Source organism: Citrobacter sp. R-1.5.2 (assembly GCF_035064245.1).
Lineage (GTDB): Bacteria > Pseudomonadota > Gammaproteobacteria > Enterobacterales > Enterobacteriaceae > Citrobacter.
The window spans coordinates 44,136-55,122 of record NZ_JASEYC010000019.1 but is presented as its reverse complement, the minus strand read 5'-3'; the positions used below and the strand labels follow the sequence as shown (position 1 = coordinate 55,122).

The following is a 10,987-nucleotide window of genomic DNA, read 5'->3' as shown; positions in this document are numbered from 1 at the left end:
CGGCTGACGCCTTATCCGGCCTACAAAGCACAATGCTACCCGTAGGCCTGATAAACGTAGTGCCATCAGGCAATGACTCGAATACTCTGGCTATGCGCCGGATGGCGGCTGACGCCTTATCCGGCCTACAAAGCACAATGCTACCCGTAGGCCTGATAAACGTAGTGCCATCAGGCAATGACATCATTACTCATCAATACGCGGATGCTGCTGGACCAGGCGCGAACGCTTAATCTGTAGCTCAGCAATTTCCTGATCGATGTCTTCGATTTTCTGCTCAATGTTATCGTAGTGCTCACCGAGAATTTCTTTCGCTTCCTGAATATCCGAAGCCGCAGGTGTCGCCCCTTTCAGCGGCTGATTGGCGGTCTCTTTCATGGTCACGCCGGTAATTAAACCAATCACCGCAATCACCATCAGATAGTAAGCAGGCATCATCAGATTCTGCGAACTTTCCACCAGCCAGGCGGCCAGCGTCGGCGTCAGACCTGCAACCAGTACCGAGATGTTAAACGCGGCGGCCAGCGCACTGTAACGAATATGTGTCGGGAACATCGCGGGTAACGTTGATGCCATTACCCCGGTGAAGCAGTTGAGGATCACCGCCAGCATCAGCAACCCAGCGAAAATCAGGCCAATGACATTGCTGTTAATCAGAATAAATGCCGGGATTGCCAGCACAAACAGCGCAATACTGCCCATGATCACAAATGGACGACGCCCGAAACGGTCACTCAGCAGGCCCATCACCGGCTGCACAAACAGCATACCAATCATAATGGCGATAATAATCAGCACACCGTGATCTTCAGAGTAGTGCAGGTTATGCGACAGGTAGCTCGGCATATAGGTGAGCAGCATGTAGTAGGTGACGTTGGTCGCAATCACCAGACCGATGCACGCCAGCAGGCTGCGCCAGTGTTTAGTCGCAATTTCTTTAAACGAAATCTTCGGTCCTTCCTGCAGACCCTGACGATCACCCTGCTCCAGCTTGTCGACATGCTGTTGAAATGCAGGCGTTTCTTCCAGAGCATGACGCAGATACAGACCAATCAACCCTAACGGTAGTGCCAGGAAGAACGGAATACGCCAACCCCATTCAAGGAAGTTGTCTTCACCGACGACAGTCGAGATCAAGACGACTACACCGGCACCCAGCACAAACCCGGCAATAGAGCCGAAGTCCAGCCAACTGCCCATAAATCCACGCTTACGGTCCGGGGAATACTCTGCGACAAAAATCGACGCGCCGGTATACTCCCCACCGACCGAAAAGCCCTGTGCCATCTTACACAGCAACAGCAGGATCGGTGCCCAGATACCAATAGACGCATACGAAGGGATCAACCCAATACAGAAGGTACTGATCGACATAATCACAATCGTGATAGCCAGGATCTTTTGGCGACCGTATTTATCGCCGAGCATACCGAAGAACAATCCGCCAAGCGGTCGAATCAGAAAGGGAACGGAGAAGGTAGCGAGTGCAGCAACCATCTGCACGCTGGGGTCAGCCCCCGGGAAGAACACTTTACCTAATGCGTAAGCAACAAACCCATAAACACCAAAATCAAACCACTCCATTGCATTACCGAGTGACGCGGCGGTAATGGCTTTTCGCAGTTTTCCGTCATCAATAATGGTGACGTCGCGAAGCGTAATTGGCTTTATTTTTTTCCTTTTTAGCATACCAGTCCTCATAGACTTAGCCCTGTCGCGCTACAGATCGAGTCTCCCAACGCCGTATGCGCTAAGGTCATCGCCGAGCGGGGATTGCACAGGCGCAATCCCTGTAACAAGCGTAGCAGGTTTACTTACACTGACTGATAATGAGCAGTACAACCGAACCTGTTGACGCCTGATTGGGCGGTTAATGACCTCTTTACCCTAACAGTGTTTAAATGTGTGATCAACTTCACACATAGTTTTTCATTTCGTCAACCTGCGTAAATAAGGTCATTCTCAGTCAGCTTTTTTACATGAAATGCTTGCGATTTATAGGCAATTAATTACAAGAATAAATCGCTTGGTTTCATCAACAATCACAGCAGTCACTATTATTCTGCTAGCAAAAAATTCACCTAATCCCTTCACAAAAAGATCACAGGTTTTTTAATAATCTGAACCTGTAATGATCTTTGCTCAGAATATGTGATGAAGATAACTAAAACATCGTTTTATTTTGATTGAATCAATGTTCCTGTGAATGCAAACTAATTCCAGACGCAATATCCCTGGGAGCAGTAGCACGCTCAACGTATGCCGCGTTAGATTTTATAAAACAAAGAGATAGCTGTTTTCTCTGTTAAAACTCACAAGTAACCTTTTGAATTTAAATAATTTTTACTTTCTTGCGCGTTTATAACCTGCGACAAGACATGAGGACGTTTATGAAAATTAAAGCCACGATTGAACGCATCCCCGGCGGAATGATGTTGATTCCTCTGTTATTAGGCGCAGTGTTAAATACGTTAGCTCCGGATACGGGCGCGTATTTCGGTTCATTTACCAAAGGTATGATCAGCGGGACAGTTCCGATTCTGGCAGTGTGGTTTTTTTGTATCGGTGCATCAATTGATTTGCGAGCAACCGGTACGGTATTACGCAAGTCAGGTACATTGGTATTAACCAAAATAGCCGTAGCATGGGCAGTGGCAATGATTGCCGCTTCATTTATTCCTGATACTGGCATTCAAACCGGGTTCTTTGCAGGTCTTTCCGTACTGGCAATTGTCTCAGCAATGGACATGACCAACGGGGGTTTATACGCCAGCCTGATGAATCAGTACGGTACGAAAGAAGAGTCTGGCGCCTTTGTGTTGATGTCTCTGGAGTCCGGTCCGTTAATGACCATGGTCATTCTGGGCTCTGCCGGTCTGGCCTCTTTTGAGCCACACCATTTCATCGGCGCGGTCCTGCCGTTCCTGATTGGCTTTGCACTGGGCAATCTGGATCACGACCTGCGAGCCTTCTTTAGCAAAGCGACACCGGTACTGATTCCATTCTTCGGCTTCGCACTGGGTAACACCATTAACCTGAGCGTCATCGTTGATACCGGTCTGCTGGGTATCCTGCTGGGTGTGGCCGTCATCGTTATCACCGGTATCCCACTGATTATTGCTGACCGCGTTATTGGTGGCGGGAACGGTACGGCGGGTGTCGCCGCCTCTTCTGCAGCTGGCGCTGCAGTGGCGAACCCAGTCATCATCGCCCAGATTAACCCGGCATTTGAACCGGTTGCCGCTTCGGCAACGGCTCTGGTCGCTGCCAGCGTGATAGTGACTGCGATTCTGGTGCCAATTATCACGGCACTGTACGCCAAACGTTTTAACAAGGAACGTGTTGCCAACAATACGGCAGCCACCCCGGCAGACTCTCTGCACCACTAAGTCGGGCTACACATCATTCGCCGTCCCTGCTCAGTGATTCAGAGAGGGACGGTGCAAAAATCTCCTCAACCATCGCATCAACCAGTCGCTTTGCCGAACACAGTCTCGGCATCCCCAACGCCACATTCTGCCAACGCTGCGTCACCGACCAGCTCACCGGATGGCGCTGTGCATCACACCAGTCACCCAGCCAACTCAGCAGATCGTTATGTTCGCTCGAACCCCCAACTGCAGGTGAACTCAGCCATTGATGGTAATAATGGCGCGTAGTAGGTGCCGCATTCACGCTGTGTGCCAGTGTCTGGGCAGCCATCGTGCGTAAATTGTCTTTTAGCATCGACACAACATCGGCATTCGCAAGCCGACAGGCATCACCAAAGGCACCCCAGCGCAGCTCTTCTAGCGCAACAAAGCAGCGTCCGGGTAATGACCAGCCGTCATACGCCCCAGCCCGCCAGCGAGTAAAAATCTGTTCACTGTGTTCGCCTGCCTGCACGGTCAGCCCACGTTGCGTCAGCGCTTTCTCTTTATATGCACTACGTTGGGCAAACCCGTCAGCCAGTGAAATTAATTGCTGCATCACGCCGGGAGTTGATTGTCCGCGTGGCTGTTCAGTTTGTTGTAAGAGCACCAGTCGCTCGGCAATACGTACCAGCGCCAGGTGGCCAGGATCGATAGTGCCAGCCAGCTTTTCCACCAGCTTAAGGCGCATCACCAGGTGTTCGCTGGATACCCCTGCCATCACCCACGCCCGCAGCTGCGTCTGGGATAACACTTCCTGCGTCAGGCGCGCACGCAACCGCTGCTGCTGCTGCAGAAAACCGCCGGAACGTTTGGTTTCATCTCCCTGAACCAGATCGACCATAAACTTCGGGTAGACGCACTCCAGCGTCCGCCCAGGGCCTTCCAGTAACACGTTAGTCATGTATGCTCGGTTGCAAAAAGGGTGTGGATATCGTCACGCAGCAAGCGGGAATCTTCATAAATCCATGCCGCCGTCGTAATACGATGCTGCAATTGTTCATTCATTGCGTTCACCGCCGATTCATTTTGCTGGCGCAGAGTCAGACTCTCGCGCAGGCTCGCCTGCAATTGTGTCAGACACAGTGAAAAATCAGCAAAAAACGTGGCCATGCCTGCCGTAACGGAAATATCGACCTGAGCAACTAAAGCTTTACGAATTTGTTGGCAAAACTGAGTGACATAATGGACAAGGTTCTTGTGCAACGCGCCCATATCAATGAGATAACGCGTTTTTGTTTCGACGTAATCATTCCATCCCCAGTTTGGTTGATTCAACCAACGTGAGAACGTGTCACGTACAACACCGCCGGTAGACGGGGCATTATCCGCCGGGATATCCTGTTCAATAGCCTCGTTAAACAACTGGCGTGTATTGAAATTAAACATCGACGCATGAAAGGCTGGAAAACGGATCCGCGCCCGAAATCCGGCGTGGTTCAGATCCTCTTTCACCCGTTGTTCAATAGGCCGCATAGCATCATTCAGCGCCCGGGATAACGTCGATTCAAGCTCCTCAAAACGCAGCGCCAGGTCCCGACTGATACTCTCCTGCGCCGCCAGCAGAACAACCTCACAGGAGGAGCGAATTTTATCTAACACAATTTTCGCTTGCCCCTCGTCATGCAATACCAGCATATCACCGGCCATTTCCGCCGTCGCAATGGCAGCGCCCATGCCATGTTGTGACATCATCAGCACGTTTTCTTTAACAAAGAACGTATTAATACCGCACAGAATCTCGGTCTGCTGCTGATTGAGATAGCCAGCAGCAGCCTCTAGTGCCAGTTCAACCTCGTGACTGACCTCATCACCCACCCGCGCCTGACTTATCTGCAACTGTTGCATGTCATCTTCAATATGCGCGATGTTCATCCGCAACTGCTCATAGGCTACGGTTAAGCCGTGAGCGCGAAATTCCAGATATTCGTGTGCGCTTTGCGAATAGTTCAATAGCTTGTGTGATGCCGAGCGGAGCGCGTACAGTGAAGCATTAGCATAGGCTGCATGGATCACTTTCTGAATCGGTTGTTCAAACAGTGAGTCTTCCCAAAGCAGATCGGCGGCATGGCGAATATGTTCTTTATCATCAAGATCGGTGGTACGCCAGCGCCTGCCGAGTGCCGCTTCGGCAAAGTCCTGGACCCAGCGCTGCTCCTGATGATCCGGCAAACGCCCATTGTTCACGAGTTCATGACGTGCCCTGTTGGCCAAATATCCCCACATTGAGGAGACCGGATAAATACGTTCAGGCGTAATACCGCCTTTCATCAACGTGCCGGAAATTAACGCCCGCACCTGCTCTTCATCATCGCTGTTGCGGTCTTTCTGATCGAATTTGTTAACCAGTGCATACAGCGGTACTGATTTTCCGACCGCCATAATGGCCTGACGGACTTCCTCATCCGAAATCGACTTCAGTTGGGTATAATCCATCACCGCCAGTACCGCTGATGCCCGGGCCAGCTGTTCATTGAGCATCTGTTGTAAGTGTGGTTGCCCGGCCTCATTCGGCCCGGGAGTATCCAGCAGCGTCAATTGTCCCGGATAACTTGCCAGCCCGGCCAGATGCACGAACTCAACTTCAATAACCGGAATATGCTCAATTGCAGCATAGGCGGCAAACGGAAACTCCACCTCCAGCGCTTTAGACAAACGCACCAGATCGTTCAGGCTCTTGAGAAAATGGAAAATGGGTTGTGCGCCAAGATAATACCGTTCAAATGCCACGCCATTTTCAATATGTTGAAGCAGGGCATTCATATCCTTATCTATTTCCAGCGTCTGAGCCAGACGCTGGCGGTCGCATTCCCGCACGCGCTGCTGTAATACTTTCATTAAGGCGTCAATTGGCGCGACATGCGAAAAATGCAGCACCGGCTCTTTCTGTCCCGGTGTATGGCGGATAAGGGTCGGTAACGCCGTCATCGGGCGATTACGATTAGGTAAAACCTCGGTTCCGACAATCGCGTTAATCGTCGTCGACTTTCCCGCCTTCATCGTACCGACAATAGCCAGAACCATTTCCAGACGGGTAATCTTTCGCAGTTCATTGTTGAGCGTTGCCTGCTGGACATCCATGCCACGAGCGCTGAAATGCAGGGGCTGAACAACCTGTCCGCTATGCTCTCCTTTTTTCAACATGACATCATTCGCCGAGGTCATTGGCAATTTTTGCAATTGCCTGAGATGTTCAAGAGAGAGCATCAGTAAGCGTTCAGCTTCCTGACTTAATTCATAAATTGTCTGTGTGTACATGGGAAATCTTTCCTTAACGCAAATAGCATTACTTTTATTTAGCCAAATCGTTTTATTTATAGATCTTCGGCTTTTATAATTACGTGTGGAAATAATTAAAATTAAAACAACCAGCTGATATTATTAAAATAAAATTTATCGTATGACTGCTGGCCTGATGCCTCTCACTTACTATATTAAGTAAGAAAGATAAACAGAGTAGTTCAGTTTTAAACAATGCCAGCTTAATTCCCCTACCAAAATTAAGGGGGTCACAAAGTATTCACTCACAATGACTTAGCTAGTCTGTAAGCCATGCTACCTATGAATATCGGGTGTTTCGCCTCACCTTATCTTAAATAACTAAACGTAGCAATTTCCCTTAAAAAATATTCCTTCTGGTTTTCATAGACGTGAAAGCAACCTGACGCCACAACAGATAGTTGCGCATAATTGGCCTGTAGCCCCGACAAAAGCAGGGATTTTATGTATAATTGCGGCCTTTTTCGGCAATCTGCCAACTTTTGGGCGCTTTTGCCCCTGCTGACTTTTGAGGAAATCCACATGTCATTACCACACTGCCCACAATGCAACTCCGAATACACTTACGAAGATAACGGCATGTTCATCTGCCCGGAATGCGCTCACGAATGGAACGACGCTGAACCCGCTCAGGACAGCGACGAACTGATCGTTAAAGATGCTAACGGCAACCTGCTCGCCGATGGCGACAGCGTTACTGTAGTAAAAGATCTGAAGGTAAAAGGTAGCTCTTCCATGCTGAAGATCGGTACCAAAGTGAAGAATATCCGCCTGGTTGAAGGCGACCACAACATCGATTGCAAAATTGATGGCTTTGGCCCAATGAAGCTGAAATCTGAGTTTGTGAAAAAGAACTGATTTAACTTGCCTGATGGCGCTACGCTTATCAGGCCTGCTCCAGCTTATTTGTCAGGCGGGAAACCCATACTTCCCGCCTGGTTTGTTTTTGCACACGACATCTACACTTAACTGGCTTCTTTTACCTGAGGTAAAAATTATGCCGTTAAGTCCCTATATCTCCTTTGCAGGCAACTGCGCTGACGCTATCGCCTACTATCAAAAAACGTTAGGCGCTGAGCTACTCTACAAAATCAACTTCGGTGAAATGCCCAAATCCGCGCAGGACAGCGAAGAAGGTTGCCCTTCAGGCATGAAATTCCCCGATACCGCCATTGCTCATGCCAACCTGCGCGTGGCAGGCAGCGACATCATGATGAGCGATAGCGTCGCCACCGGAAAAGCCCACTACTCCGGCTTCACGCTGGTTCTTGACACGCAAAATGTCGATGAAGGGAAGCGCTGGTTTGATAACCTGGCCGCAAAAGGACAAATCGAAATGGACTGGCAAGAGACCTTCTGGGCACATGGTTTCGGTAAAGTAACCGACCAATACGGCGTGCCGTGGATGATCAACGTCGTCAAGCAACAGCAACCCCCTACCGAGTGATGTAACGGGAGGCTCGTCCTCCCGGACTGTCATCAAATATCGCTCAACTCTTCATCGCCAAGTAACCTTCCTTTAACGAAAACGTCACATTAATCCGCCACGATGGGGCCACTTTTTTAGGGAGGCCGCATCATGCAAACGGTTATTCGCGTCGAGAAACTCTCCAAATCCTTCAATCAACATCAGGCGCTTAATGCAGTTGACCTGAATATCTGTGCCGGTGAGATGGTGGCTCTGCTTGGGCCATCTGGCTCCGGCAAATCCACCCTTTTACGTCATCTAAGCGGTTTGATTACGGGTGATAAATCACCGGGCAGTCACGTCGAGCTATTAGGCCGTACCGTTCAACGTGAAGGCCGACTGGCACGCGACATCCGCAAAAGCCGTGCCCACACCGGCTACATCTTCCAGCAGTTCAATCTGGTGAACCGACTGAGCGTACTGGAGAACGTGCTGATTGGCGCGCTCGGCAGCACGCCATTCTGGCGCACCTGTTTTAGCTGGTTTACGCCAGAGCAGAAGCAACGCGCGTTACAGGCGCTGACCCGCGTGGGTATGGCGCACTTTGCTTATCAGCGCGTTTCCACGCTCTCCGGCGGGCAACAACAGCGCGTCGCGATCGCCCGCGCATTGATGCAACAGGCAAAAGTGATCCTCGCCGATGAACCGATTGCCTCGCTGGACCCGGAATCGGCGCGCATCGTGATGGACACCCTGCGCGACATTAACCAGACCGACGGTATTACCGTGGTCGTCACGCTGCATCAGGTGGATTACGCCCTGCGCTACTGCGAACGCATTGTCGCGCTGCGTCAGGGGAACGTCTTCTTTGATGGCAGCAGTCAGCACTTCGATAACGATCGTTTTGATCATCTCTACCGCAGCATGAACCGCGTCGAACAGAACGCGCAGGCTGCCTGACATCCCCACAATGAGGAATGGAAATGAGCTATAAGACAGTTGCCGCGCTGGCTTTCACCAGCATGTTTAGCGTCAGTACTCTGCTGAATCCAGCATTTGCCGAAGAGCAAGAAAAAGCGCTGAACTTTGGCATTATTTCGACTGAATCACAGCAAAACCTGAAGCCGCAGTGGGAACCGTTCCTGAAAGATATGGAAAAATCACTGGGCGTAAAAGTAAACGCCTTCTTTGCGCCGGACTACGCCGGGATCATCCAGGGAATGCGCTTTAACAAAGTCGATATCGCCTGGTACGGCAACCTCTCAGCAATGGAAGCGGTGGATCGCGCCAACGGACAGGTGTTTGCCCAGACCGTCGCTGCGGACGGCTCTCCGGGGTACTGGAGCGTACTGATCGTTAACAAGGACAGCCCGATCAACAACCTGAACGATCTGATCGCCAAACGTAAGGATCTGACCTTCGGCAACGGCGATCCCAACTCCACTTCAGGCTACCTCGTCCCTGGTTACTACGTCTTCGCGAAAAACAACATCTCCGCCACCGACTTCAAACGCACCGTCAATGCCGGACACGAAACCAACGCCCTGGCCGTCGCCAACAAACAGGTGGATGTGGCTACCAACAACACCGAAAACCTCGACAAGCTGAAAACCTCCGCACCGGACAAGCTGAAAGAGTTGAAGGTTATCTGGAAGTCACCGCTGATCCCAGGCGATCCGATCGTCTGGCGTAAGAACCTCTCTGAAACCACCAAGGACAAGGTGTACGACTTCTTTATGAATTACGGCAAAACGCCGGAGCAGAAAACCGTCCTCGAACGCCTGGGTTGGGCACCGTTCCGCGCCTCCAGCGATCTGCAACTGGTCCCGATTCGCCAACTCGCGCTGTTTAAAGAGATGCAGGGCGTGAAAGACAACAAAGGCCTGAATGCAGAAGAAAAAACCAGCAAAACGTCGGCGCTGAAAGCACAGCTTGATGATCTCGACCGCCTGACCGCCGCGCTGGGCGCCATGACCAGCGTCACCAAAGCGGTGCAGTAACCCTGATGCCCGGTGGCGCTTCGCTTACCGTGCCTACAGGACATCGTAGGCCGGATAAGGCGCAAGCGCCGCCATCCGGCAATAACCGACGCACGGAGCTAAATATGCAAACCATCACCGTCGCCCCGCCCAAGCGTAGCTGGTTCTCGCTGCTGAGCTGGGCCATTCTTCTCGCCGTGCTGGTGGTCTCGTGGAAAGGTGCCGAAATGGCCCCGCTCACGCTGATCCAGGATTCCGGCAATATGGCAACCTTCGCTGCCGACTTCTTCCCACCTGACTTCAGCCAGTGGCAGGACTATCTCGGTGAAATGGCCGTCACGCTACAAATCGCCGTCTGGGGTACCGCCCTCGCCGTGGTGTTGTCGATTCCGTTCGGTTTGATGTGCGCCGATAACCTCGTGCCGTGGTGGATTTACCAGCCGATGCGTCGCCTGATGGATGCCTGTCGCGCCATCAACGAAATGGTCTTCGCCATGTTGTTTGTCGTCGCCGTTGGTTTGGGTCCGTTCGCCGGGGTAATGGCGCTGTTTATCCACACCACCGGGGTGCTCTCCAAGCTGCTTTCCGAAGCGGTAGAGGCCATTGAACCCGGTCCGGTAGAAGGTATTCGCGCCACCGGAGCCAACAAGATTGAAGAGATTCTTTACGGCGTTCTGCCACAGGTCATGCCGCTGCTCATCTCCTACTCGCTGTATCGCTTTGAGTCCAACGTTCGTTCGGCCACGGTGGTCGGGATGGTGGGAGCCGGTGGTATCGGCGTGACCTTATGGGAAGCGATTCGCGGCTTCCAGTTCCAGCAAACCTGCGCCCTGATGGTGTTAATCATCGTCACCGTCAGTCTGCTGGATTTCCTCTCCCAGCGTTTGCGTAAGCACTTTATCTGACTAGCG

Annotated in this window: 9 protein-coding genes; 6 read left to right on the top strand and 3 right to left on the bottom strand. The window is 51.4% G+C overall.

All coding sequences use genetic code 11. The annotated features are described in order from the left end of the window. Positions 1-186 precede the first annotated feature (186 nt). Entirely contained in the window at positions 187-1,689 is a 1,503-nt protein-coding gene (gene proP / locus QMN38_RS23295; RefSeq protein WP_271455323.1) for a glycine betaine/L-proline transporter ProP, read from the bottom strand. A gap of 701 nt (positions 1,690-2,390) precedes the next feature. On the opposite strand from proP, the gene kdgT reads away from it, so the two are divergent. Beyond that, a complete protein-coding gene (gene kdgT / locus QMN38_RS23290; protein WP_318049650.1) occupies positions 2,391-3,389 on the top strand; it encodes a 2-keto-3-deoxygluconate transporter in 999 nt (332 codons plus the stop codon). A gap of 13 nt (positions 3,390-3,402) precedes the next feature. On the opposite strand, the gene QMN38_RS23285 is transcribed toward kdgT, so the two are convergent. Both QMN38_RS23285 and crfC read right to left on the bottom strand, forming a co-directional pair. After that, entirely contained in the window at positions 3,403-4,314 is a 912-nt protein-coding gene (locus QMN38_RS23285) for a diguanylate cyclase regulator RdcB family protein (RefSeq protein ID WP_271442526.1), read from the bottom strand. Then, positions 4,311-6,668, bottom strand: a complete 2,358-nt coding sequence (gene crfC, locus QMN38_RS23280; protein WP_271442527.1) for a clamp-binding protein CrfC — start codon at positions 6,666-6,668, stop codon at positions 4,311-4,313. Before crfC ends, QMN38_RS23285 begins: the two co-directional genes overlap by 4 nt. A gap of 543 nt (positions 6,669-7,211) precedes the next feature. Here crfC and QMN38_RS23275 point away from each other — a divergent pair. The 5 genes from QMN38_RS23275 to phnE all read left to right on the top strand — a co-directional run bounded on the left by QMN38_RS23275 (position 7,212) and on the right by phnE (position 10,981). Then, the gene (locus QMN38_RS23275) at positions 7,212-7,547 is read left to right on the top strand and encodes a zinc ribbon domain-containing protein YjdM (protein ID WP_003031835.1); all 336 of its coding nucleotides are present in this window, start codon (positions 7,212-7,214) and stop codon (positions 7,545-7,547) included. Positions 7,548-7,686: 139 nt separating this feature from the next. Next, positions 7,687-8,136, top strand: a complete 450-nt coding sequence (gene yjdN / locus QMN38_RS23270; RefSeq protein ID WP_271449272.1) for a VOC family metalloprotein YjdN — start codon at positions 7,687-7,689, stop codon at positions 8,134-8,136. A gap of 132 nt (positions 8,137-8,268) precedes the next feature. Continuing rightward, on the top strand, positions 8,269-9,057 hold the full coding sequence (phnC, locus tag QMN38_RS23265) for a phosphonate ABC transporter ATP-binding protein (protein WP_271456954.1): 789 nt from the start codon (positions 8,269-8,271) through the stop codon (positions 9,055-9,057). Positions 9,058-9,080: 23 nt separating this feature from the next. After that, positions 9,081-10,097, top strand: a complete 1,017-nt coding sequence (phnD, locus tag QMN38_RS23260) for a phosphonate ABC transporter substrate-binding protein (RefSeq protein WP_323606149.1) — start codon at positions 9,081-9,083, stop codon at positions 10,095-10,097. Positions 10,098-10,201: 104 nt separating this feature from the next. Continuing rightward, on the top strand, positions 10,202-10,981 hold the full coding sequence (gene phnE, locus QMN38_RS23255) for a phosphonate ABC transporter, permease protein PhnE (RefSeq protein ID WP_016155398.1): 780 nt from the start codon (positions 10,202-10,204) through the stop codon (positions 10,979-10,981). Positions 10,982-10,987 lie beyond the last annotated feature (6 nt).

Coding starts and splice junctions, on each gene's coding strand:
- proP (WP_271455323.1), bottom strand. CDS start 1,689: ATGCTAAAAAGGAAAAAAATAAAGCCAATTACGCTTCGCGACGTCACC.
- kdgT (WP_318049650.1), top strand. CDS start 2,391: ATGAAAATTAAAGCCACGATTGAACGCATCCCCGGCGGAATGATGTTG.
- QMN38_RS23285 (WP_271442526.1), bottom strand. CDS start 4,314: ATGACTAACGTGTTACTGGAAGGCCCTGGGCGGACGCTGGAGTGCGTC.
- crfC (WP_271442527.1), bottom strand. CDS start 6,668: ATGTACACACAGACAATTTATGAATTAAGTCAGGAAGCTGAACGCTTA.
- QMN38_RS23275 (WP_003031835.1), top strand. CDS start 7,212: ATGTCATTACCACACTGCCCACAATGCAACTCCGAATACACTTACGAA.
- yjdN (WP_271449272.1), top strand. CDS start 7,687: ATGCCGTTAAGTCCCTATATCTCCTTTGCAGGCAACTGCGCTGACGCT.
- phnC (WP_271456954.1), top strand. CDS start 8,269: ATGCAAACGGTTATTCGCGTCGAGAAACTCTCCAAATCCTTCAATCAA.
- phnD (WP_323606149.1), top strand. CDS start 9,081: ATGAGCTATAAGACAGTTGCCGCGCTGGCTTTCACCAGCATGTTTAGC.
- phnE (WP_016155398.1), top strand. CDS start 10,202: ATGCAAACCATCACCGTCGCCCCGCCCAAGCGTAGCTGGTTCTCGCTG.